The sequence below is a fragment of the Actinomadura rubrisoli genome, assembly GCF_004349215.1.
GTDB classification, from domain to species: domain Bacteria; phylum Actinomycetota; class Actinomycetes; order Streptosporangiales; family Streptosporangiaceae; genus Spirillospora; species Spirillospora rubrisoli.
This window is the reverse complement of the sequence record NZ_SMKU01000076.1, coordinates 1-23,707: the sequence shown is the minus strand read 5'-3', so window position 1 is coordinate 23,707 and position 23,707 is coordinate 1. Positions and strand designations below refer to the sequence as shown.

21 protein-coding genes are annotated in these 23,707 nt (G+C 71.2%); 11 read left to right on the top strand and 10 right to left on the bottom strand.

The window, feature by feature from the left end; translation table 11 throughout:
• Positions 1-45 precede the first annotated feature (45 nt).
• Positions 46-1,209 carry a lactate 2-monooxygenase gene (locus E1298_RS16800; RefSeq protein WP_131894227.1) on the bottom strand — a complete coding sequence of 388 codons (1,164 nt, stop codon included), beginning with the start codon at positions 1,207-1,209 and terminating at the stop codon, positions 46-48.
• 162 nt (positions 1,210-1,371) lie between these two features.
• On the opposite strand from E1298_RS16800, the gene E1298_RS16795 reads away from it, so the two are divergent.
• Positions 1,372-3,879: a DNA gyrase/topoisomerase IV subunit A gene (locus tag E1298_RS16795; protein WP_131894225.1), complete on the top strand. Its 2,508-nt coding sequence runs from the start codon at positions 1,372-1,374 to the stop codon at positions 3,877-3,879.
• A gap of 102 nt (positions 3,880-3,981) precedes the next feature.
• On the opposite strand, the gene E1298_RS16790 is transcribed toward E1298_RS16795, so the two are convergent.
• Positions 3,982-4,599: a hypothetical protein gene (locus E1298_RS16790; protein ID WP_131894223.1), complete on the bottom strand. Its 618-nt coding sequence runs from the start codon at positions 4,597-4,599 to the stop codon at positions 3,982-3,984.
• 133 nt (positions 4,600-4,732) lie between these two features.
• Complete coding sequence (locus E1298_RS16785) at positions 4,733-4,942, bottom strand: hypothetical protein (RefSeq protein WP_131894221.1); 210 nt, start codon at positions 4,940-4,942, stop codon at positions 4,733-4,735.
• On the opposite strand from E1298_RS16785, the gene E1298_RS16780 reads away from it, so the two are divergent.
• Entirely contained in the window at positions 4,923-5,489 is a 567-nt protein-coding gene (locus E1298_RS16780) for a thioredoxin family protein (RefSeq protein WP_131894219.1), read from the top strand. The two genes, E1298_RS16785 and E1298_RS16780, sit on opposite strands and share 20 nt — an antisense overlap.
• Before the next feature lie 19 nt (positions 5,490-5,508).
• Here E1298_RS16780 and E1298_RS16775 read toward each other — a convergent pair whose 3' ends face one another.
• The 4 genes from E1298_RS16775 to E1298_RS16760 form a co-directional block, all read right to left on the bottom strand.
• Positions 5,509-5,976: a hypothetical protein gene (locus E1298_RS16775; RefSeq protein WP_131894217.1), complete on the bottom strand. Its 468-nt coding sequence runs from the start codon at positions 5,974-5,976 to the stop codon at positions 5,509-5,511.
• A gap of 116 nt (positions 5,977-6,092) precedes the next feature.
• Positions 6,093-6,761, bottom strand: coding sequence for a response regulator (locus E1298_RS16770; RefSeq protein ID WP_243725622.1), 669 nt, complete (start codon positions 6,759-6,761; stop codon positions 6,093-6,095).
• A gap of 16 nt (positions 6,762-6,777) precedes the next feature.
• Positions 6,778-7,917: a sensor histidine kinase gene (locus tag E1298_RS16765; protein ID WP_207944671.1), complete on the bottom strand. Its 1,140-nt coding sequence runs from the start codon at positions 7,915-7,917 to the stop codon at positions 6,778-6,780.
• Between the two features lie 422 nt (positions 7,918-8,339).
• A complete protein-coding gene (locus E1298_RS16760; protein ID WP_131894215.1) occupies positions 8,340-10,430 on the bottom strand; it encodes a DNA gyrase/topoisomerase IV subunit B in 2,091 nt (696 codons plus the stop codon).
• Between the two features lie 214 nt (positions 10,431-10,644).
• Here E1298_RS16760 and E1298_RS16755 point away from each other — a divergent pair, with 214 nt between their 5' ends.
• From E1298_RS16755 to E1298_RS16740, 4 genes are all read left to right on the top strand, one after another.
• Positions 10,645-11,547: an ABC transporter ATP-binding protein gene (locus E1298_RS16755; protein WP_131894213.1), complete on the top strand. Its 903-nt coding sequence runs from the start codon at positions 10,645-10,647 to the stop codon at positions 11,545-11,547.
• Positions 11,544-12,605, top strand: coding sequence for an ABC transporter permease (locus tag E1298_RS16750; protein ID WP_207944670.1), 1,062 nt, complete (start codon positions 11,544-11,546; stop codon positions 12,603-12,605). Before E1298_RS16755 ends, E1298_RS16750 begins: the two co-directional genes overlap by 4 nt.
• 166 nt (positions 12,606-12,771) lie before the next feature.
• Positions 12,772-12,996, top strand: a complete 225-nt coding sequence (locus E1298_RS50385; protein ID WP_131894211.1) for a DUF7455 domain-containing protein — start codon at positions 12,772-12,774, stop codon at positions 12,994-12,996.
• A 217-nt stretch (positions 12,997-13,213) separates the two neighbouring features.
• On the top strand, positions 13,214-13,963 hold the full coding sequence (locus tag E1298_RS16740; RefSeq protein WP_131894209.1) for a YaaA family protein: 750 nt from the start codon (positions 13,214-13,216) through the stop codon (positions 13,961-13,963).
• Positions 13,964-14,182: 219 nt separating this feature from the next.
• Here the strand turns inward: E1298_RS16740 and E1298_RS16735 are convergent, their stop codons facing one another.
• The 3 genes from E1298_RS16735 to E1298_RS16725 form a co-directional block, all read right to left on the bottom strand.
• Positions 14,183-15,850: an RNA polymerase sigma factor gene (locus tag E1298_RS16735; RefSeq protein WP_131894207.1), complete on the bottom strand. Its 1,668-nt coding sequence runs from the start codon at positions 15,848-15,850 to the stop codon at positions 14,183-14,185.
• 255 nt (positions 15,851-16,105) lie between these two features.
• Complete coding sequence (locus E1298_RS16730) at positions 16,106-18,244, bottom strand: SpoIIE family protein phosphatase (RefSeq protein ID WP_131894205.1); 2,139 nt, start codon at positions 18,242-18,244, stop codon at positions 16,106-16,108.
• A 457-nt stretch (positions 18,245-18,701) separates the two neighbouring features.
• Positions 18,702-19,283 carry an HhH-GPD-type base excision DNA repair protein gene (locus tag E1298_RS16725; RefSeq protein ID WP_131894203.1) on the bottom strand — a complete coding sequence of 194 codons (582 nt, stop codon included), beginning with the start codon at positions 19,281-19,283 and terminating at the stop codon, positions 18,702-18,704.
• A 180-nt stretch (positions 19,284-19,463) separates the two neighbouring features.
• Here E1298_RS16725 and E1298_RS16720 point away from each other — a divergent pair, with 180 nt between their 5' ends.
• From E1298_RS16720 to E1298_RS16700, 5 genes are all read left to right on the top strand, one after another.
• Positions 19,464-20,138, top strand: a complete 675-nt coding sequence (locus tag E1298_RS16720) for a molybdopterin-dependent oxidoreductase (protein ID WP_131894201.1) — start codon at positions 19,464-19,466, stop codon at positions 20,136-20,138.
• Positions 20,122-20,841 carry a cytochrome b/b6 domain-containing protein gene (locus E1298_RS16715; protein WP_131894199.1) on the top strand — a complete coding sequence of 240 codons (720 nt, stop codon included), beginning with the start codon at positions 20,122-20,124 and terminating at the stop codon, positions 20,839-20,841. Before E1298_RS16720 ends, E1298_RS16715 begins: the two co-directional genes overlap by 17 nt.
• 142 nt (positions 20,842-20,983) lie before the next feature.
• Positions 20,984-21,256: a hypothetical protein gene (locus E1298_RS16710; protein WP_131894197.1), complete on the top strand. Its 273-nt coding sequence runs from the start codon at positions 20,984-20,986 to the stop codon at positions 21,254-21,256.
• Positions 21,257-21,441: 185 nt separating this feature from the next.
• A complete protein-coding gene (locus E1298_RS16705) occupies positions 21,442-22,980 on the top strand; it encodes a hypothetical protein (protein ID WP_165975493.1) in 1,539 nt (512 codons plus the stop codon).
• A gap of 99 nt (positions 22,981-23,079) precedes the next feature.
• A partial coding sequence (locus tag E1298_RS16700) for a TY-Chap domain-containing protein (RefSeq protein ID WP_424923093.1) occupies positions 23,080-23,707 on the top strand: 628 nt, incomplete at its 3' end.

Genomic DNA, 23,707 nt, shown 5'->3' with positions numbered 1-23,707 from the left:
CCGCAGACGTCTCTCGCGGCGCGGGTCGCCGCCAGTGGCCACCCGTTAGGTGATCGCCAGGTTCTCAGGGCTCAACTGGTCCGGGCGGCTGACGCCCGACAGGGCCATGGTCAACTCCAGGTCCGCCTGGACGCAGCGCAAGACGTGCTGGACGCCTGCCTCGCCGCCCAGCGCCAGCCCGTAGACGTACGGGCGCCCGACCAGGACCGCCCTTGCGCCGAGCGCGAGGGCCTTGACGACGTCGGCGCCCGTCCGGATGCCGCTGTCGAACAGCACGGTGGCCTGGCCGCCGACCGCCTCGGCCACGCCGGGCAGCGCGTCCAGGGACGCGATCGCGCCGTCCACCTGCCGTCCGCCGTGGTTGGAGACGATCACACCGTCCATTCCGGCGTGCACCGCCCGGCGCGCGTCGTCTGGATGCTGGATGCCCTTGAGCGCGATCGGCCCGTCCCAGTGCTCGCGCAGGAAGGCCAGGTCGTCCCAGGTCAGCGACGGGTCGCCGAAGGTGGCGACCCAGTGCAGGAGGGCGGCGTCGCGGTTGGCGGCGGTGACCGGCCCGCCGACCGCGCGCTGGAAGACGGGGTCGCTGAAGTAGTTGGCGACGCCGATGCCGCGCAGGAACGGCAGGTATGCCCGGTCGAGGTCGCGCGGACGCCACGCCAGCGTGAACGTGTCGAGGGTGACGACGAGGGTTGTGTAGCCCGCCGCCTTGGCCCTCTCCAGGAAGCTGACGGCGAGGTCGCGGTCCTTGGGCCAGTACAGCTGGTACCAGCGTGAGCCGTCGCCGCCGGCGGACGCGACGTCCTCCATCGAGTAGGAGGCCGCCGTGCTCAGCACCATCGTGAGCCCGGTGGCCGCCGCCGCCCGCGCCACGGCCAGTTCCCCGTCCGGATGGAAGATGGACTGGACGCCGACGGGCGCGAGCAGGATCGGGGACGGCATCGCGGTGCCGAGAACGTCCACCGACAGGTCCCGATCGGCGACGTCCCGCAGCATCCTTGGGACGATCCGCCATTTGTCGAACGCGGCGCGATTGGCGCGGGCGGTCGCCTCGCTGCCCGCCGCTCCCGCCACGTACCCGAACGCCCGAGCCGACAGGACGCCCTCCGCGAGCCCCTCCAGCCGGGTGGTGTCGGTGGGCAGCGCGGGCAGCACGTCACCGAGTCCCCGCAGGTAGATCGAGTTCTGGAAGTCGGCCAGGGCGCTCAAGGTAACCTCCGCCGGGGACGCGGCCGCAGGGGCCGCAAGCGAATCCGTCCGGCACCAATCTGTCATGGGCGCTGACCGGATCGGATGACGGAACGGCACCAATCGGCGGCCCGTCCGGTGGGGCGGGCGCAAGATGTCCCAGGGACCGGCCACAATGTGCTCATGGCACGACGCGGATCCCAAGCCCCTCCCCCGCCGCCGGACTTCGAAGAGAACATCATCGACGTCGATGTCTCCGAGGAGATGCGCGGCAGCTACCTTGAGTACGCCTACTCGGTCATCTACCAGCGGGCGCTTCCGGACGCGCGCGACGGGCTGAAGCCCGTCCAGCGCCGGATCCTGTACTCGATGAACGAGATGGGCCTGCGGCCCGACCGAGGGCACGTCAAGTGCGCCCGCGTCGTCGGCGAGGTCATGGGCAAGCTGCATCCGCACGGCGACAGCGCGATCTACGACGCGATGGTGCGGATGGCCCAGCCGTGGGCGATGCGGATGCCGCTGGTCGACGGGCACGGCAACTTCGGCTCGCTCGGCGGCGACGACCTGCCCGCCGCGATGCGGTACACCGAGGCCCGGCTGTCGCGCGCGGCGATGCTGATGGTCACCTCCATCGACGAGGACACCGTCGACTTCCGGCCGAACTACGACGGCCAGGAGACCGAGCCCGAGGTCCTGCCCGCCGCGTTCCCCAACCTGCTGGTGAACGGCGCGTCCGGCATCGCCGTCGGCATGGCCACCAACATGGCCCCGCACAACCTCGGCGAGGTCATCGCCGCCGCCCGGCACCTGATCGACCACCCCGAGGCGACGCTGGACGACCTGATGCGCTTCGTCCCGGGCCCCGACCTGCCCACCGGCGGCAAGATCGTCGGCCTGGAGGGCGTCCGCGACGCCTACGAGCGCGGCCGGGGGACGTTCCGCACCCGCGCCACGACGTCCATCGAGAACGTCACGCCGCGCCGCAAGGGCATCGTCGTCAGCGAGCTGCCGTACGCCGTCGGCCCCGAGCGCGTCAAGGCCAAGATCAAGGAACTGGTCAACGCCAAGAAGATCCAGGGCATCGCCGACCTGAAGGACCTCACCGACCGCAACGTCGGCCTCCGCCTGGTCATCGAGATCAAGAACGGGTTCAACCCCGAGGCCGTGCTGGCCGACCTCTACCGGCTGACGCCGATGGAGGAGACCTTCGGCATCAACAACGTCGCGCTCGTCGACGGCCAGCCCCGCACCCTCGGGCTGCGCGACATGCTCCACGTCTACGTCGACCACCGCATCGACGTCGTCCGCCGCCGGTCCCTGCACCGCCGCCGCAAGCGCGAGGACCGCCTGCACCTCGTCGAGGGCCTCCTGGTCGCCCTCCTCAACATCGACGAGGTCATCCAGGTCATCCGGCAGAGCGACGACGCGTCCCAGGCCAAGCAGCGCCTCATGCAGATCTTCGAGCTGTCGGAGATCCAGGCGCAGTACATCCTCGACACCCCGCTGCGCCGCCTGACCCGCTACGACCGGCTGGAGCTGGAGAAGGAGAAGGAGCAGCTCGCCAAGGAGATCGCCAAGCTGACCGCGATCCTGGAGTCGGAGAAGAAGCTGCGCGGCGTCGTGTCCAAGGAGCTCGGCGAGGTCGCCGCCGAGTTCGCCACCCCGCGCCGCACCATCCTGCTGGAGCAGTCCGGCCACGCCGCGACGGCCGCGGTCCCGCTGGAGGTGGCCGACGACCCGTGCACCGCCCTGCTGTCGTCCACCGGCCTGCTGGCCCGCACCCACGGAGCCGACCCGCTGCCCGACAGCGGCCCCCGCACCGCGCACGACGTACTGATCTCCGTCGTCCCCACGACGGCGCGCGCCCAGGTCGGCGCGGTCACCTCCCTCGGGCGGCTGATCCGCGTCGACGTCCTGGACCTGCCGACCCTCCCGCCCTCGGCCACGCCGCCGTCCCTGGCCGGAGGCGCCCCGGTCACCGAGTACGTCGACCTCGAACCGGACGAGACGGTCATCGGCATCACCGCGCTGGACGACGCGGGCGGCGGCCTGGCCCTGGGCACCGCGCAGGGCGTGGTCAAACGGGTCGTGCCCGATTTCCCCGCCAACCGCGACGACTTCGAGGTGATCGGGCTCAAGGAGGGCGACCGGGTCGTCGGCGCCGTCCAGCTCCTGTCCGACGACCAGCACCTGGTCTTCATCACCAGCGACGCCCAGCTCCTGCACTACGCCGCGTCCAACGTCCGCCCGCAGGGGCGCCTCGCCGGCGGCATGGCCGGCGTCAAGCTGGGCGCCGACGCCCGCGTCCTGTGGTTCGGCGCCCTCGACCCCGACCGCGAGGCCCGGGTGATCACGGTCTCCGGCTCGTCCTCGGCGCTGCCCGGCACCCAGACCGGCGCGATCAAGCTGGCCGACTTCGCCGACTTCCCGGCCAAGGGCCGCGCGACGGGCGGCGTCCGCGCGCACCGCTTCCTCAAGGGCGAGGACGTCCTGCTCCAGGCGTGGGCGGCCCCGACCCCGCTGCGCGCCGCCGCCGCCAACGGCAGGCCGGCCACCCTCAACGCCCCGCTCGGCCGCCGGGACGGCTCCGGCGAGCGCCTCGACAAGCCGATCGCCGCGATCAGCGGCCCCATCGGCCGCGCCCCCGAGGACGACCCCGACGCGCAGGACGAACCCACTGACGAGGAGTGACCGGAGGCCCAGGCGGACGGCCTGGGCGATGTTGGCGCGCAGTACGCCGAGGATCTCGGCGCACTTCGGGTCGAGCTTGGTGACGATGTAGGTCCGCCTGGATCACGTGCTCCCGGCGACCGTCCATCTGTAGGTGAGGGTCCAGAAGTCCGAGGCCGTCCCCCTGCCGACGTAGGCGAACCGGTAGGGGGCTCCGGCCTCGTGCAGGGGGCCGCAGGAGAAATCGGATCCGGCGGCGTGCAGTTCGCCCCATCGGTCGTACACGTCGAAGCCGTACTGCTTGAATCCCCTCCCGATGCGGAGGGTGTAGTGCCGTCGCTCCTTGAGCGCGCGCGCATAGCGGATGGTGACGGGCTTGGTCCGGGTCGGAGAGAACCCGAGCGCGGCCTTAAGGCTCTCCTCGGTTGCGCCCGGGGTGCCGCTCACCGTGCTCGCGACGGAGGTCGTCCACCGGTCCCGCAGCATGCCCGGTCCGGACGCCGACACGCGCCAGGGCGCCCCGTCCTCCCAGACGTAGGTGGTGCGGACGAACCTTCCGTCCCGGGCGACCCTGTCGATCCTGCAAGGCTGCCCCTCCCGCTCCCCCTTCGCCTCGGACGCGACCCGTCCGGCGGGCGTCCCCTGGCCGTCCCGCGACGCCGTGACGATGCCGGTGACCGCCACACCGGCGGTCACCACCGTGATCAGCACCATCTGGGCGACCTTGGCCCCAGCCTTCATCTCGCCTCCGGGACGACCTGCCCGCCCTGCGTGAACAACGAATCGATCCCGCAAAGGTAGGGGCGGGGAATCCGCCGACGTCAGGGCCCTTGGGCCCCGGTCCGCGGCGACGGGGACCCCAACCGCGCCGCCGTCACGGCGTGCCGAACAAGAGGGCGGCGCGGGTTCCCGCTGTCCGGCGAGGCTGCGCGGCGAAGGCCGGATATGGCCGCGCGGCGAAACGGTTGATGTCGGCGCTCAGCACCTGTTTCGGGTGCTCCCGCGCCGCCGCGCCGCACCCCTGGCAAGCGACCGGTTCGCCGAAGGTGTTCGACAATGGGCGCATGGCGATCGCATCGTTCATGGTCCCCCTCGGCTCCCCCATCCCGCCGTTCCGGCTCGCGTCCGTGGAAGGCGCCACCGTCTCGGACGAGGACTTCCCCGACGCCCCCGCCCTGCTCGTGGTCTTCCTGTCCAACCACTGCCCGTACGTCCGCCGCATCGAGCGGGGCATCGGCGCGCTCACCGCCGAATACGCCGCGAAGGGGGTGGCCACCGTCGGCATCGGCAGCAACGACGTGGTCCGGTACCCCGACGACGACGCCGGGCACCTGCGCGAGCAGGCCGCGCGGGCCGGGTTCGCGTTCCCCTACCTGGTCGACGAAACGCAGGACACCGCCCGGGCCTACCGCGCCGCCTGCACGCCGGACTTCTTCCTCTACGACGGCGACCGGCGGCTGGCCTACCGGGGCGAGTTCGACGGCGCCCGTCCGAAGAACGACCTGCCCGTGGACGGTTCCTCGCTCCGCGCCGCGCTGGACCTGGTGCTGGCCGGCAAAGCGGTCCCGGAGCCGCACACGCCGAGCCTCGGCTGTGGCATCAAGTGGAAGCCCGGCGACGAGCCGGTGTAGCCGGCCCGCTTCGCCCAGATCACGCCGGAGCGGCCTCGCCCTCGCGCGGACGCGGGAGGGCCGGGCCGCGACCGGTGCCGGAGGTGACCGCCACCGGCCGGCCGCCACGGTCGGCGCGCGGGCCCGGCTCGGGCCGCAGGACCCGTTCGGCGGACGCGGCGACGGCCTGGAAGAGCTCGGCGGGCCCGGCCACGGCCTCGTCGTAGTGCCAGCGGCGGATGAGTGCCTCGCCTTCCGGGCCCGGATCGAAGTGGCCCCTGGCGAAGCATCCGGCGATGGCCATGCGGACGATGACGGGCTCGTCGTCGTCCAGCTGCATCACGTACGCGGCGGCGTCGATGAGGCCGATCGCGGCGCGGGCGTTGCGGCCGTCGTCGCACGGGTCCGCCCGGTTGATCCGCCATTGCGTGTAGGGGCGCAGGTAGTCCGCGATCATCCAGGTCTTGAGCACGCCGAAGTCCTCTCGGGGATACCAGGTGCTCTCCATGGTGGAGACGCGCGCGGGCGGCGGTGGGCGCTTTGACCGACCCCTTGCCGTCGGCTACCGCACGTTGACCCTGGACAGGCCCTCGCAAGGCCGGCCCGTCCCCGGGAACCGCGCGGTCAGCCCGCGAGGCCGTGGCGGAACGCGTAGGTGACGGCCTGGGCGCGGTCCCGCAGGCCCGCCTTGGCGAACAGGTTGTTGATGTGCGTCTTCACGGTCGCCTCGCTGATGAACAGGTCGCCCGCGATCTCGGCGTTGGACCGTCCCGCGGCGATCAGCGCGAGGACCTCCGCCTCGCGGCGGGTCAGTCCGTCGGGCAGGCCGTCGCGCCCCGGCCGGTCCTGCCTGCCGCGCGGCTCACCCGTCGCGACCGCCTCGACGAGACGGCGCTGGACGGCCGGGTCCAGCTGCGCCGCTCCCCCGCGGACGGCGGCGACGGCCCGCGCGATCTCCTCCGCCCCGGCGTCCTTGGTCAGGTAGCCGCGGGCCCCGGCGCGCAGCGCGGCGAAGATCGACTCGTCGTCGGCGTAGGTGGTGAGGACGACGACCTCCACGTCCGGATGGGCCTCCCTGATCCGCCGGGTCGCCTCCACCCCGTCCATCCGCGGCATGCGCAGGTCCATCAGGACGACGTCGGGCCGCAGCTCGGCGACCATCGCGACGGCGCGCTCGCCGTCGCCGGCCGACCCCGCCACCTCGATGCCGGGCAGCAGCTCCAGCAGCAGGACCAGGCCCTCCCGCACCACCGTCTGGTCGTCGACGACCATGATCCTCGTCTTGTCGCTCACCGCGTCCCGTCCCGTGTCACGCGGGCACCCGGAGGGAGACCCGGAAGCCCTTGCCCTTGGGCCCCGTCTCCAGGGTCCCATCGATCAGCTCGGCGCGCTCCCGCATGCCCACCAGGCCGTACCCGCCGCCGTCCAGCTCCAGCACCTCCTCCGTGCCGCCGCTGTCGATCACCTCCAGCTCGACCGCCCCGTCCAGATACGCCAGGACGACGTGGACGCGCGCGCCGGGCGCGTGCTTGCGGACGTTCGTCAGCGCCTCCTGCGCGGTGCGGACGACCGCCAGCCCGGCCTGCGGCGACAACTCGCGCGGGACCCCCGTCACCCGCACGTCGCAGGGACGGCCGGTGCCGACGGAGAACTCCTCCGCCAGCTCGGCGATCGCCTCCTTCGGCTCCGGGATCTCCCCGCGCAGCGTGGCGAGCGCCCGCCTGGTCTCCTCCAGCCCCGACCGGGCCAGGTTCCCCGCGCGCTCGACCCGGTCGAGGGCCTGCACCCGGTCCCCGTCGCGGGACAGCAGCAGCCGCGCGCCCTCCAGATGGACGATCTGCGCCGACAGCGAGTGCGCGAGGATGTCGTGGATCTCCCGGGCGATATGGGACCGCTCGGCCAGCACGGCGTTCGCGGCCTCCGCCCGGCGGGTCGCCTCCTGCGCGTTGACCGCGTGCCGGCTGGCGACGGCGCCGAGCGTCAGCCCGCCGAACGCCGCCATCAGGCCGAGGTCGGCGCCGCCCTCCCGGAACATCTCGCCGAGGGCGCCCAGGACGATGATGGTCAGCGCGCTCACCCCGATGCCCCAGGGCAGGGGCAGCCGCACCACCAGCGCCCACAGGGCGACCATGGAGAAGAAGAAGCCGCTGCCGCTGTGCGGCGCGACCGCGTAGAGCGCGAGGGCCACCGCCACCGAGGCCAGCAGCAGGCCGATCCCGGGCCGCCGCCAAGAGGACTCCTTCCGGCGTCCCACCCACAGGCCGCCGGCCAGCAGCGCGAACATGACCGCGTTGAGGACGGCGACGGCCAGCCCGGCGCCGTGCAGGGCCGGCGCGGGATCGCTGTGGAACAGGCCCCGCACGTAGGCCGTGAGCCCCCAGATGGGCAGGGCGCCGAAGACGAGCGTCCGGGTGATCCGCTCCCCGACGGTGCCTTTCCCGAAGTTCACGACACGACGCTAACCGGTCCGGTGCCCCGCGTCCGCCGGTGCGGTGCCCGGGGCCGGGCGGAGACGGCGAGAGCTGCGTTGTCCAGCGTGTTCATGCCCTCGACGCTAAGGGCCCGCCGCGTCCCGGCGGATCGGACCCGGGCTGGACTTCGGGATCTCCACCGGCGGGTGGACGGCCTCGTCCTCCCGGTCGCTCGACCGGCCTGACATGGCCGGATACGGACACCGTGGGGCTCGTCCCCGCGCGCGGCGCTCACGACGAACAAGACCCAAGGGCGACGACGTGGACCAGCGTGTCTCAGCCCGGCCCGTCCTCCCCGCCGACCCATGCCCGGCGGCGGGCCGGGGCCCGGCGGCGGGCCGCGATCACGTGGGGGGCGAGCTGTGCGAAGGCCCGGTGATCTCGCCGCACCGGGGCGTGGTCAGAGGTCGATGCGCTCGGTGTCGAGCTCGGAGGCGCCCGCGGTGATGAACTCGCGGCGGGGGGCCACCTCGCTGCCCATCAGCAGGTCGAAGATCTTGGCGGCGCCCTCCGCGTCCTCGATGCGGATGCGGCGCAGGATGCGGTGGCGCGGGTCCATGGTGGTCTCGGCCAGCTGGTCGGCGTCCATCTCGCCGAGGCCCTTGTAGCGCTGGACGGGCTCCTTCCAGCGCTGGCCCTTGCGCTCGAACTCCACCAGCTTGCGGCGCAGCTCGGCGTCGCTGTAGCAGTAGACGTACTTGTCGTTGCCCTTCTTGGGCTTGATCAGCTCGATGCGGTGCAGCGGCGGGACGGCCGAGAAGACCCGGCCCGCCTCCAGCATCGGGTGCATGTAGCGGTAGAGCAGGGTGAGCAGCAGGCAGCGGATGTGCGATCCGTCGACGTCCGCGTCCGCCATCAGGATGATCCGGCCGTAGCGGGCGGCGTCGAGGTCGAAGGTGCGGCCCGAGCCGGCCCCGAGCACCTGGATGATCGCCGCGCACTCGGCGTTCTTCAGCATGTCGGCGACGGACGCCTTCTGCACGTTGAGGATCTTGCCGCGGATCGGCAGCAGCGCCTGGAACTCCGAGTCGCGGGCGAGCTTGGCGGTGCCGAGCGCCGAGTCGCCCTCGACGATGAACAGCTCGCTGCGGTCGTCGGCGGTACGGCAGTCGACCAGCTTGGCCGGGAGGGCCGAGTTCTCCAGGGCGTTCTTGCGGCGCTGGTTGTCGCGCTGGGTGCGGGCGGCGATGCGGGTCTTGGCCGCGCCCACCACCTTCTCCAGGACGGCCCGCAGCGACTGCTTCTGGCCGCGCGGCGGGTTCTCGAAGACGGCCCGCAGCTCGCGCATGACGACCTGGGAGACGATGCGCGTGGCCGCGGAGGTGCCGAGGACCTCCTTGGTCTGGCCCTCGAACTGCGGCTCGGGCAGCCGGACCGTCACCACGCTGGTGAGGCCCTCCAGGACGTCCTCCTTCAGGACGTCCTCGTCGCCGTTCTTGAGCAGCTTCACCGCCCGCAGCTGCTCGTTGAGCACCTTGAGCACGGCGCGGTCGAAGCCGCGCACGTGGGTGCCGCCCTTGGGGGTGGCGATCACGTTGACGAACGACTTGGTGATCGTGTCGTAGCCGGTGCCCCAGCGCAGCGCGACGTCGACCTCCAGGTCGCGCTCCACGTCGGTGGGCGTGAGGTGGCCCTGATCGTCCAGGACGGGGACGGTCTCGGTGAAGTGGCCGCGGCCCCGCAGGCGCAGCACGTCGCCAAGGGGGGCGTCTTTGGCCAGGTAGGAGCAGAACTCGCTGATGCCGCCGTCGAACCGGAAGGTCTCCTCCAGGACCTCCTCGCCGCGCTCGTCGCGGACGTCGATGGTGAGGCCCGGGATGAGGAACGCGGTCTGGCGCATCCGGTCGAAGATCAGGGACTGCTCGACCGTGGCGTCCTTGAGGAAGATCTGCAGGTCGGGCCAGAAGCGGACGCGCGTGCCGGTGACCTTCTTGGCGACCTTGCGGACCTGCCGCAGGCCCGACCTCTTCTTGAACCGGGCGTTGGGACGGCCGTCCTCGGCGAACTCGCCGGGCAGGCCCCGCCGGAAGCTGATGGCGTGGGTGTGGCCCTCGCGGTCGACCTCGACGTCGAGGCGCGCGGACAGGGCGTTGACGACGGACGCGCCGACCCCGTGCAGGCCGCCCGACGCGGTGTAGGACACGCCGCCGAACTTGCCGCCCGCGTGGAGCCTGGTCATGACCAGCTCGACGCCGGGCAGGCCGGTCTTCGGCTCAAGGTCGACGGGGATGCCGCGACCGTTGTCGCCCACCTCGAACGACCCGTCGGCGTGCATCACCACGCTGATATGGGTGCAGGACCCGGCCAGGGCCTCGTCGACGCAGTTGTCGACGATCTCCCAAAGGCAGTGCGCGAGCCCTCTGCTGTCGGTCGACCCGATGTACATCCCGGGTCGCTTCCGCACGGCCTCCAGCCCCTCCAGCACCGAAAGGTGCCGGGCTGAGTAGCCGTGCTGGTCGTCGGTGGTCGCTTCGGCGGTCGCGGCGGTCAACTGCGTGTGCTCCTCGGGGGTAGGACATTCGGCAGAAGGGTACCCCCGGCCGCCGACAATCCATCGAAAGGCTCGCCGCCTCGGACGTCATCGCAGGCCCCCGGCGGGCTCCGCGACCCGCCCCACCTGCGTCCACGCCGGGGCGGGTGGAGGCCCGGAACGTCCACCTATGGGTGGGTGCTCCCCCCGTCCGCCGTTCCCTAATGTGCTGGTCATGGCACAAACGATCGAGGTCACGGACCTCCGTAAGCGCTACGGGGACGTCCTGGCGGTGGACGGGGTCACCTTCGCGGTCGAGGAGGGCGAGTTCTTCGGGATCCTCGGCCCCAACGGGGCGGGCAAGACGACGACACTGGAGATCGTCGAGGGGCTCCGGGAGGCGGACGGCGGCGCGGTGTCGGTGCTCGGCCTGCCGCCGTGGCCGCGCAACCCGAGGCTCCTCCCCCGGATCGGCGTGCAGCTGCAGGCGTCGTCGTTCTTCGAACGGCTGACCGCGCGCGAGCAGCTGCGGACGTTCGGCTCGCTCTACGGCGTCCCGGCCAAGCGGGCCGACGCGATGCTGGAGGCGGTGGGCCTGGACGACAAGGCCGACGTCCGCGTCGAGAAGCTGTCGGGCGGGCAGGCGCAGCGGCTGTCGATCGCGTGCGCGCTCGTCCACGACCCGGAGCTGGTGTTCCTGGACGAGCCGACTGCCGCGCTCGACCCGCAGGCCCGCCGCAACCTCTGGGACGTGCTCAAGCGGATCAGCACCGAGGGCCGGACCGTCGTGCTCACCACGCACTACATGGACGAGGCGGAGCTGCTCTGCGACCGCGTCGCGATCATGGACGCGGGCCGGATCCTGCGGCTCGGCCCGCCGGCGGTGCTGGTGCGCGGCCTGGACGCGCCCGCCCGGATCAGCGTGGCCAGCGGGGTCCTCGCGCTCGACGACGCCCGGGGGCTGCCGGGCGCCGACGAGGCGCAGGACGACGGCGTGTCGCTGACCATCTCCACCCGGGACCCCTCGGCCGTGGTCGCGGCGATGGCCGCCGAGGACGCCCTGACCGGCGTCCAGATCCACGGCGCCACCCTTGAGGACGTCTTCCTCGACCTGACCGGACGGGAGTACCGGGCGTGAGCGCGTTCGACAGCTTCAAGAGCCTGGCGTGGGCCATGTTCCTCGGCTTCCGCCGGGACCGCGGCGCGCTGTTCTTCACCGTGCTGTTCCCCCTGATGTTCCTGGTGATCTTCGGTGGGGTGTTCGGGCACCAGACCACGTCCAAGGTGAAGGTGATGGAGGTCGGCAGGTCGTCGATCCTCGACCAGGCCGTAGCGCGCGACCCCGCCGGGCTCGGCAAGATCCTGAAGGTGACGGCGGCCAGCGACCGGGCCGCGGCGCTCCGCAAGGTCGAGAAGGGCGACACGGACGCGGCCGTGGAGCAGCGCGGCGGCGAGCTGGTCGTCCACTACTCGGCGGCCGACCAGGTCAAGTCCGGGACGGTGCGGGGGCTGATGGACTCGATCGTCCAGTCGGCGTCCGGCAGGCCGCCCGCGTTCCGGATGACGGCGCAGCAGGTGGAGGACGACTCGCTCACGGCCATCCAGTTCTTCACGCCGAGCCTGCTGGGCTGGGCGCTGGCGTCGGCGGGCGTGTTCGGCGCGTCCCAGACGCTCGTGACGTGGCGGACGAAGGGCATCCTGCGGCGGCTCCAGCTGTCCCCGGCGCCGATCCCCACGGTGTTCGCCGCGCGCGTCGCCGTCAGCCTGGCCGTGGCGCTCGTCCAGTTCGCGCTGTTCGTGCTCGTGGCGCAGCTGCCGGTGTTCGGGCTGAAGCTCGGCCACTCGTGGTGGATGGCGATCCCGATGGTGATGGCCGGCGTCCTGGCGTTCCTGTCGATCGGGATGGTGATCGGCGCGTGGGCCAAGACGCAGGAGACGGCCCAGGCCGTGACGCAGCTCATCGTCCTGCCGATGGCGTTCCTGGGCGGCTCGTTCTTCCCCTTGGACTCGGCGCCCGCCTGGATGAGGACGCTGTCGTACATCTTCCCCCTGCGCTATCTGAACGAGGGGATGCTGAACGTGATGGGACGCGGTCTTGGGCCGATGTCCGCGCTGCCGCAAATCGGCGTGCTGCTGGGCGTCGCGCTGGCCGGAGCGCTCCTGGCGACCCGTTTGTTCCGCTGGGACGCGGTCTGACCTGGATGGTCGCTCTGATGCCTGACTGGGGTCATGACAGAGCCCGATGTGACCTCGGTCACTTATTGGACCATTCTGCTCTGGGCGTACGCGGAAACAGGTTGGGAACGTCCGCGTCGGGTTAGATGTTCTCCTAAGTACCGACCCCGAGCATGAGGAAGGTGCCGTGACTGGAGCCCTTGCCCCAACCAAGCCGCTGACCGTCGCCGACCGTTGCGACCGCTGCGGCGCCCAGGCCTACGTCCGTGCAGTCCTTGTAGGCGGCGGCGACCTTCTGTTCTGCGCCCACCACGGTCGCAAGTACACGGAGGCGCTCCGAGCCAACGGGGCCGACATTCAGGACGAGACTGACAGGCTGAACGAAACCCCCACTGCCGTCGTGGAAGACTAGCGGCGGACATCGAAATAGCAGGACCCAGGACGGCGGCCACCGCGGAGCGTGGCCGCCGTTCGCATTCCCTGCAATCCAGCCCGTCCGCTGATTGCGTATAGTCATCTATTGATTACTTAGAGTAACTAGAGTAACGACAAATGGCGTCCATTTGGCTTCGGGACACCGAGTCCGGAAAACCGCGCCATCGCGTCGCACCACGCTTTCGGGGAGGATCGTGCACATCCTGCTTCCGCCTTCGGAGAAGAAGGCCACCGAAGGGGACGGCCCCGCCCTCGATCTGGCGACGCTGAGCTTCCCCGAGCTGAACCCCGTCCGCCAGCGCGTCCTGGCGGCCCTGGCCGAGGTGAGCAGGCGCAAGAACGCCCCCAAGGTCCTCGGGCTGCCCGCAGGGCAGGCGGACGAGGCGCTGGCCCGCAACAGGGCCCTGTACGAGGCACCGACCCTGCCGGTCGCGCGGCTCTACACGGGCGTCCTCTACGACAACCTGGACCTGCCCGGCCTGTCGGACTCCGGCCGGCAGGCCGCCGCCGACCAGGTCATCGTCTTCTCGGGCCTGTGGGGCGCCCTGAGGCTCGCCGACCGCATTCCCCCATATCGACTGGCCATGGCGGTCTCGTTGCCGCGCAAAGGCAAGCTGGCGGCCTTGTGGCGGCCGGTGATGGGCGAGGCGCTGCGGCTGGACGGCCTGATCGTCGACATGCGCTCGGGCCCCTACGCGTCGGTCTGGAAGGCGCCGCAGCCCGCCGTGGCGGTTCGCGTGTTCCGCGAACGGATCCTCGGCGGCGTCCCGAAGCGGACGGTCGTCAGCCACATGGCCAAGGCGACGCGCGGGAAGATCGCGCACGACCTGATCCAGGCGGGCGCGTCGCCCCGGACCCCGGACGAGCTCCTCAAGGCCGTCGCCGGCCTCGGCCACACCGTCGAGCTGAACGGCACGAACCTCGATGTGATCCTGCACACGTAAGGCACGCTGCGCCTGCCGGACGCCGCACGCCGGCCGGATGTGGCGCCGCCGCCGGAGCGGGCCTCGTCCAGCACGCGGAACGGGACCGCGTCCGGCCAGGACGGGCCCCGCACCGCATGCCGATCGCCGTTTAGGCACGCTCGATCGCCGTTACGCGCGTCCGATCGCCGGCCCGCGCGCCGATCGATCACCGGCGCGCGGACACCGGCGTGCCGATCGTCAGTCGAGGTAGTCGCGCAGGACCTGCGAGCGCGACGGGTGGCGCAGCTTCGACATGGTCTTGGACTCGATCTGCCGGATGCGCTCCCGGGTCACCCCGTACACCTTGCCGATCTCGTCCAGCGTCTTCGGCTGGCCGTCGGTGAGGCCGAAGCGCATCGACACCACGCCCGCCTCGCGCTCGCTCAGCGTGTCGAGCACCGAGTGGAGCTGCTCCTGCAGCAGCGTGAAGCTGACCGCGTCGGCCGGGACGATGGCCTCGGAGTCCTCGATGAGGTCGCCGAACTCGCTGTCGCCGTCCTCGCCGAGCGGGGTGTGCAGGGAGATGGGCTCGCGGCCGTACTTCTGGACCTCGACGACCTTCTCAGGGGTCATGTCGAGTTCCTTGGCCAGCTCCTCCGGAGTGGGCTCGCGGCCCAGGTCCTGGAGCATCTGCCGCTGCACGCGCGCCAGCTTGTTGATGACCTCGACCATGTGCACCGGGATGCGGATGGTGCGGGCCTGGTCGGCCATCGCGCGGGTGATCGCCTGCCGGATCCACCAGGTGGCGTACGTGGAGAACTTGTAGCCCTTGGTGTAGTCGAACTTCTCGACGGCGCGGATCAGGCCGAGGTTGCCCTCCTGGATCAGGTCCAGGAACAGCATGCCGCGTCCGGTGTAGCGCTTGGCCAGCGAGACGACCAACCGCAGGTTGGCCTCCAGCAGGTGGTTCTTCGCGCGGCGCCCGTCCTCGGCGATCCACTCGAAGTCCTCGTGGTCGTCCTCGGACATCGAGGGGCCGTCGGACGCGAGGCGCTCCTCGGCGAACAGCCCGGCCTCGATGCGCTTGGCGAGCTCCACCTCCTGCTCGGCGTTGAGCAGCGGGACCTTGCCGATCTGCTTGAGGTAGTCCTTGACCGGGTCGGCGGTGGCGCCGGCGGCCGCGATCTGCTGGGCGGGCGCGTCCTCGTCGTCGTCGCCGAGGGTGAACGACTCCTCCTCGTTGGCCGGGGTCGCGCCCTCCGGGCCCGGCTTGCCGGACGCGGACGCCTTGGCCGCGGGCGCGGCGGCAGCGGCGGGCTCGTCCTCCTCGGGCGTCTCGTCGGCCTCGACGGCCACCACGGCCGCCTCGACCTCGAGATCGGCCTCCAGGTCGGTCAGGTCGGCCTCGATGTCGACCTCCACGTCGTCCTCAAGGTCGGGGTCGTCGCCCGCCTTCTTGGCCGACGCGGCCGGTGCGGCCGCCTTCGGCGCCGGGGCGGACTTCTTGGCCTGGGCGCCCTTCTTCTGCTTGGCGGCCTTTGGGGCCGCGGTCTTGCGCGGAGGCGCCGGGCGGGGCGCCTCGGCGGTCTCCTCGGCGGCCTCGTCGTCGCTCACGACGGCGGTCACCGTGTCTGGCTGCTCCTTGGCTGCAGCGGCTGTCTTGGGCCTGCGCGCCGGCGGCGCCGCGCGCTTGCGCGGACGCTTGGGCGCTGCGGAGTCGGCAGCGCTCACCATGACGGTCACACCCTCCTTGCTGAGGCTCCGCAAGATGCTGGAGGCCTTCGACACGGGGATGTCGGCCTCCTCGAACGTACGTCGTACGTCGTCGGCTTCGAGGTAACCCTGGGACCGTCCACGCTCGATCAGTTGCGCGATGACGTGCTCGTGCAGATCTGACGCTTTCGAGGTCGAGCTAGCAGGCGACACAAATACCTCTCGAACGAACGTGTGGCTGGGTTGACCCAAGTGCCCTGACGGGCCCGGCCTCACACTGGGTGGGACCACACACTGGGCGGGACCTCCGGTGCGGGACCGCAGCGTACCCGCTCTTACTAGGGTCAAGCATTCTGGCACTGCTGCGCATTCCGCTCTGGATGTCCTGCCCGGTAACACTCCACCTTAGAGGGCGCGGGACGGTCCTTCGTACGTACTACGCCGTCTTCGCGCCGTCTTCGGCGGGCTTCACGCGGGCTTGGGCGGGACGTGCAGGGCAAGCACGGTCACATCGTCTACCTGCTCGTATCCGGCAAGCATCCGATCGACCAGGAAGTCGACGAGTCTCTCAGGATCTCCTACCACTTCAGGTGGGGCGTCGGCCGCGACGGCGACGAGCTCCTCCAGCCCGGCGTCCACCCCGCGTCTACGGTTCTCCACAAGTCCATCGGAATAGAAGACCACAGTGTTGCCGGTCTCGATGGAAAAACTTGTCTGCTGTCGCTGGCTGGGCCAGCCGAGCGGCGTTCCCGGCTCCCGCGTGCTGACGCGCGGGGACCGATCGGGGGAGATCAGCAGGGGTGGCGGGTGGCCCGCGTTGCTGAAGGCGCCGCGTCCGGTCTCGGGGTCGATGACCGCGTACGCGACCGTGGTGAACTGCTCCTCGTCCTCCGTGGCGCTGAACAACCGGTCGAGACCGGCCAGGACGGCGGCGGGCCGAGGGTCGTTCAGCGCGAGGGCCCGCAGGGCGTTGCGGACGCGTCCCATTCCGGCCGCGGCCAGGACGCCCTTGCCCATGACGTCGCCGGCGGCCACGGCGAGCCGGTCGTCCGGGAGCCGGAACACGTCGTACCAGTCGCCGCCGACCTGGACGTGGCGTGTCGCCGGGTTGTAGCGGGCGGCCAGGACCATGCCGGGCAGCTGCGGAAGGTCGCTGGGCAGGAGGCTGCGCTGGAGCTCTTCGGCGGTCTTGTGCTCGCGCTCGAACAGCAGGGCACGCTCCACGGCCAGGGCGCACTGACCGGCGAGGGCCTCCAGGAAGACCCGCTCCTCCTCGGTGATCTCCCTTGGGCGGGTGAAGGAGAACCGGAGCGCGCCGATGGGCGCACCGGCGGCCAGGAGCGGAAGGCCCACCCAGGCGCGTTCCTCGATGTGCTGGGCGAACAGGCCCTTCTCGTCGCGTCCGAGTTGCAGGCGGAGGCTGTCGGGGTGCTCGGCCAGGAACGGGCGGCTCTCGCGCACCGCGACCGACATGACGGTCTGGTCGCTGACCTTGATGTCGTCGCGGGAGACCGGCCTTACCTCGCCTTCGCCGCCCGGCTGGGACGGTGCGACGATGCTCAGCCGCAGCTTGTCGTCGTCCAGCAGCGCGACCGCGGAGTAGTCGGCGCCGATCGCCGACCGGCCGACCTCGGTGATCACCTGGACGACCTGGGAGACGGTCAGCGCCTCGGCGAGCATCGAGGTGGCCTGCTGGAGCCGCGCGGTGCGCAGCGCCGCCGCCGACAACTGCTCGGTCAGCCGCCCGCGCATCTCCTCGGCCTCGCGCTGCCCGGTGACGTCGGTGTTGGCGCCGACCCACTCGATGACCATGCCGCCCTGCCGGATGGGCACGGCCCGGACGTCGAAGTGCCGGAAGGTGCCGCTCTTGGTGCGGACGCGGTAGTTGGTCTCGAAGACGCGGTTGTCCTCGACGCATTCACGCCAGGTGGCCTCGATGCGGGGACGGTCTTCGGGGTGCACCACCGAAAGCCAGCCGCCGTCCGCGTAGTCGTCGGGCGTCTGGCCGGTGATGGCGCGCCACTCGGGCGCGTCGTCGATGACCCCGCCGTCGGGCGCGGCCACCCACACCACCTGTGCGCTGGCTTCCACGAGCGAGCGGTAGCGCTGCTCCTTGCGGCGGATGACCTCTTCGGCCCGGCGCCGCTCGGTCACGTCCAGCGCGGTCAGGACGACGCCCAGCGGCTCGTCCTCGGCGTCCCGGGCGGGCAGCCAGGTGCAGGCCAGGATCCGCTCCTCGACCGCTGTGGCGACGGCCGAGTCGCCTCCCGGGTCGCCCGGGGCCTCGGCGGCCGGGACGACCAGCTCAAGATCGCTCAGCGGGCGGTCTTCGGCGAGCACCTTGCGCAGCGCCGTCTCGAACGCGGCCGCCAGCGGCTCCGGCAGCACCTCGGCGGGCAGTCGCTGCTGGAGATCGCGGACGGGCACGCGCAGGAGCGCGGCGAGCGCGTCGTTGGCCCGGCGGCAGCGCAGGTCGCAGTCGAAGAACGCCAGCCCGCCGGGGGCCTCTTTGAGCAGGGTCGCGTACAGCGCGGCATCGGACGCATCCATGGGCTGGCCCTCCACCCCTGAGACGCGGGGATGCGGAACGGACGTCTCGGTGCTCATGGACAACACCTCCGCCCCAGAAGGTCCCGTACCGCGCGGCAGTTTTTCATCACTATGAGTGAATGGGAGCAGGCTAGCGCTCCCGCCTCCATCACAACACCGATCGGAGTCAGGTTTTCATCATCCCGATGGTTCGCCGCCGACGGAAGCCCTGATGGACATCCTTGTCCCTGCGGTCCCAGGTGGCGACCTCGGATTCGGACGCCGCCCCCGCGGGGCGCCGGAGCGGCCCGCTCGGACGGCGAGTAGGAGATGTTACGGCCCCTGGACGCCACGGGCCGTGAACCCGGCGCGCTCGGCGAGTTCCGGTCACCGGCAAAACCACCCGCCCCTCGCCCGCTTCACTGGACAAATCACCCGTGTCGCCTGGCAAAAAGACGGCAAAGTCGACCGGGTCGGCCTGATCGATGGGGCTGCTGTGGCACGAGGGGACTGGCGGGCCGCCTGACGGTCTGCCCTATTTGGCGGATTTGGCAGCGGCCTTCGCCTCCGCCTTGAAGGACCGGACCTTGGCGAGCGACTCTGGGCCGGTGATGTCGGCCACCGACCGGTGGGAGCCCTCCTCGCCGTACGCGCCCGCCGCCTCCCGCCAGCCCTCCGGCCGCACCCCGTACTGCTTGCCCAGCAGTGCCAGGAAGATCTGCGCCTTCTGCTTGCCGAACCCGGGCAGGCCGTTCAGGCGCTTGAACAGCTCCTTGCCGCTGTCCACGCCCTTCCAGACCCTCTCCGCGTCCCCGTCATAGTTCTCCACGAGGTACTGGCACAGCTGCTGCACCCGCTTGGCCATGGACCCGGGGTACCGGTGCACGGCCGGCTTCTCCGACAGCAGACCCGCGAACCGCTCCGGGTCGTACGCCGCGATCTCGTGAGCGTCCAGATCGTCCGACCCGAGCCTCTGGAGGATGGTGTACGGGCCGGAGAACGCCCACTCCATCGGGACCTGCTGATCGAGGAGCATGCCCACCAGTGCGGCGAGGGGGCTGCGCCCGAGCAGCTCGTCGGCTTCGGGGCGCTGCGCTAGTTGAACCTTCGTGGCCATGCGCCCAGCTTAGATCCGTCCGGTTTCGCAGGTCGGCCCATCGTTCGCCTCCACCGGCCGAATCCGCGCCGTGCCGAGATCTGTCGGAAGTCTTACGGGACGGTCCCGACCATGGCGGTATGGGCGTCGCGGTGCTCGAATGGAGCTGTGAACGAGGAGGAACGGGCAGAAGGCAGTCCCGTGGGGCGACGGGTCGTGCTGGGGATGCTCGGCCTCGGCGTTGCGGGGGTCGCCGTGGGAGCGTCCGTCCAGCAGAAGGTCAACCGCGCCCTCGCGCCGGTAGGGCAACTAGGGAACGTCCTACCGGCGGCCGGCGGATTCCGCTACTACACGGTCACCGGAAGCGTGAAGCACTACAGCGCCGCCGACTGGCGCATGACCGTGGACGGTCTCGTGACCAAGCCTCGAACGTTCAGCATGGCCGATCTCGCGCGGATGCGGCAGACGGTGCTCGACAAAGACTTCCAGTGCGTGACGGGCTGGCGGGTGCTGGACGTGCGGTGGGTGGGGGTGGCGCTGCCCGATCTGCTGGATGCGGTCGGCGTGTCCCCTGCTGCTAAGGCCGTGCGATTCACCTCGTTCGACGGGACCTACACCGAGTCGCTGACCCTGGAGCAGGCGCGGCGGCGGGACGTCCTGGTCGCGACGCAGATGGAGGGCGGACCGGTCACTCATGACCATGGCGGTCCGGTGCGGCTGTACGTGGCGCCCATGTACGGCTACAAGTCGCTCAAGTGGCTCGGCGGCATCGAGTTGACCGACAAGGTCCGGCCGGGCTACTGGGAGCGCCGTGGCTACGACGTGGACGCCTGGGTCGGGCGGTCGAACGGACGTGACGATGCGCCCACCGCGTGATCCCGCCCCCGCCTGGCTGGCCCGCTTCACTCGGGCCGAGAGGTCGATCCACCATGTGACGGGCCTGCTGATGCTGGCGTGCCTGGCGACGGCGGCGCTGCTGTACTTCCCGGCCCTGTCCACGGTGGTGGGGCGCCGGGAACTGGTCAAGACGGTGCATGTGTGGTGCGGGTTCGCGCTGCCCGTCCCGATCGTCCTGGGCCTGCTCTCGCGCGCGTTCCGAGCCGACCTGGGGCGGCTGAACAGGTTCACGCCGCACGACTGGGAATGGCTCAAGCGCAGGGACCGCCGCGCCGTGCGCGGCGGCCGCGGAGTCCTGCCAGTGGGCAAGTTCAACGCGGGGCAGAAGCTGAACGCCGCGTTCACCGCCGGCGCCATCCTCGTCATGCTCGGGACGGGCGAACTGCTCACCTTCCCCGATCCGTGGCCGGACCGGTGGCGCACCGGCGCCACGTTCGTCCATGACTGGCTCTTCCTTGTGATCCTGGTGGTGACGGCCGGGCACCTGTGGGAAGCGATGCGGGATCGCGGCGCGCTCACCGGGATGCTCACCGGGCGCGTGGATCGTGACTGGGCGGTACGGCATCACGCGGGCTGGGCGGACGCCGAGGAGGCGGAAGTGGACACCGTGCAAGGGGAACCGGACGAGACCCCTGACGAGGGCAGGCCAGAATTTGCGAAACGTCGCCCCGGTATCTCTTGACTCTCCCGACAAAAGCGCTGGAATGAGACATCGAGGCGAGGTTCAGGCGGAGGGGTCCCAAGCCGGGTCGATCCGCACGCGCTTCGTCTCGGCCGGCGGCTCGGCCCCGTCCGCCGGAACCCGTGCGCGGAGGTGTGCGCAGATGCCTGCACTGACCGATCACCGGAGCGAGACCCGCGATGCGCTCACGCGACGCCTGTCGGACGAGTTCGCCACATTCTCTTCCGACGCCGTCCACCAGTGCGTCAACGACGTCCATGCCTGCATGACGCATCTTGGGCTCGACGCCACCCCGGCCCGGGTCGAGCGGATGGCGCGCGAGCACCTGCTCGGCATGCTGAAATCGGAGCCGCCTTCCGGACGATCGCACGGCTCGGGCTCCGGCTCCGGCTCCGGCTGTGACGGGAACGGCTGAGCGGTCCGCCTGTACATCCACGTTCACGGCGTCCCAATGCGGCCTTCGCCGCCGTCCTGGACAACGCCAGGCGCGGGATCTGAGAAACTGGGGATGTGAGTCCCCGCAGCCGCCACCGCTCCTCCGGGGATCCGGCGGGGGACGGCCCGCCTCCCTCGGACGAGGTCTCCGCGATCTTCGATGGGATGCTGCGCCATGCCCGCGAACTGCTGGCCGTGCGCAGCCCCCTGGACGCCGAGCTGATCGTCAGCGAGATCCTCGGCTCCTGGTGGGGCCACCGCGTCCCGGGCGGCGACGTGGAGGAGGTCATCGGCGAGGCCCTGGTCGACTACGCCGGACGGGCGGGCACACCGGCCGCGCTGGCGCTGCTCACCGGGATGGCCTACCTCGGCACCCCCCGGCAGGCCGCCAAGGCCGAGCGCGCCGCGCTGGAGCTGATGGAGCGCGGCGTGGCCAGGCCGGGCTGGGCCGACCGCGTCGGGATGGTCGCCCCCGAGGAGTGCTTCGTCTCCAGGGACGTCTACGGCGACCAAGACTCCATCGTCTGCACCTACACCTACGGAGGGGCCGAACGGCACGCGCTGGTCGTCCTGGTCGATCGCAACAAGGCCGGGACCGTCCAGCACGCCGGCGACCCGTTCGCACCGGCAGCACGCGACGGGCTGCCGCCGACGAGCGGGATGGTCCGTGACGCCTGGGTCTCGTCCCAGGTCGACAAGCTCCTCGACCACTGCCGCAGGGAGGGCCGCGACAACCCGCTGATGCGGTTCGAGCAGCTCGACCCGCGCGACACCAAGGCGCAACTGCAGAGCGCATTGGAACTCACCGACCACACCGACGACCCGCCGGTGAACGAGAACTTCGGCTCGTACCACGCGTTCGTCCGGGCCCGCACGGGCATCCTCCCGCCGGGCGGACGGCTGCCCCAGCCACCGGTGTACGGGCGCGACCGGCGCGCCACGATCGCGACCCGGTTTCTCGCCTCGGACGAGGCGGAGGACCTGTCAGACCTGGCGGCCGCCATCCGATGCGTCGACCGCATCATCGACTACGGCTGCACCCACGACTTCGGACGGCCGCTCCGGGTCAGCCCGATCAAGTGCGAGATGTTCCTGCTCGACTGGCTGCCCCGCAAGGTCCTGCTGTCCCCCTCCGAGCAGGAGGCCGTACCGCACGTCCTGGCCGCGTGGGTCCGGTGGGCGGGCAAACGCACCGGTCTCCCCGAAGAGGGCGTCAGAGCGACACTGGACGCCGTCTGGGACGCCACCGGGAAGTTCGCCGAGGCATACCGCGACCCGTCCGCGTTCGGACTCGACCGCGAGCTCGTCGATCGCCTGCTCCCCGACGGCGAACTGGAGGCGCTGCCCCGCCGGGCGTTCGCGCTGCCGTTCCTGTCCGGCACCCACCGCCAGAGCGGACGGCACGGATCCATCGACCTGTCGACCCTCGACCCGGCCGACCCCGACGACCGCCGCATCATCCTCGAATTCGAGCACCCCGGCGCCGACGAGGCACACCTGGACGCCCATGAGCGCCTCACTGAGCGCCTGTGGAACGGCGACCCGCCACAGCTGTGGGAGACCGCCCAATCACTCCTCGACGTGGGCTACGAACGCCACGAGATCCTGCACAAACTCATCGAGGTCCTCGATCGCCACGGCGGGGATCCGGAGGCGCTGCGCGAGGCCCTGCGTGTGCTGCGTCACGAACCCCCGCCCGAGTGAACTCCCGGTTTGCGCGCGGCGTCCGTGGCGACAATCATCGGGTCTCGGGCTTGGTCTCGCGGGGGGCCGGGGGTCCGTCCCCGGTCGTAGGGAGTGATCTTGTTGGAGTGGTCCGAGTTCGCCCGGCGGCTGGGGCGTGAGCTGGCGGGTCTCGAACGGGACACCATCCTCATCGTGCGCGAGCGCGACGAGAGCCGGCACTACGTCCAGGCCATGCGCGAGCCCGACCGGCTCTACGCCGAGGCCGTCAGCAACAACTTCCTCGACGGCCCGCTCCTGCTGACGCTGGCCGACGAGGAGGTCATGAGCGAAGCGGGCTGGCGCCCGCCCTTGGAACCCGCCCCCCGCAACTGGTGGACCGAACTCCCCGAGGCCGGCTCGCCGGGCGGAATGCCGTCCGTCGCCTTCGCCGACTACTCCCGGCTGGCCGACGTCATGGTCACCGCCCTCCGCGACGTCCAGGGCGTCCGGCGCCCCTCCGACCTCGTGTACGAGTCCTTCCACCGCCACGGCACCGGCCTGATCGAACTCCTCGACTTCGGCATAGAGACCGCCGACCCGTCCCGCGTCACCAAGCGCCGCTCATCGTCCGAGACCCTGGGCATGCCACCGTCCGACCACACCACCGCGCCGACCGTCGATCAGAGCGGCGACCAGGCCGACGCTGACCAGGCCGCGCGGATCAAGGCGGAAGTGGACAATGCCCGGCCAATGAGGACGCGGCAGC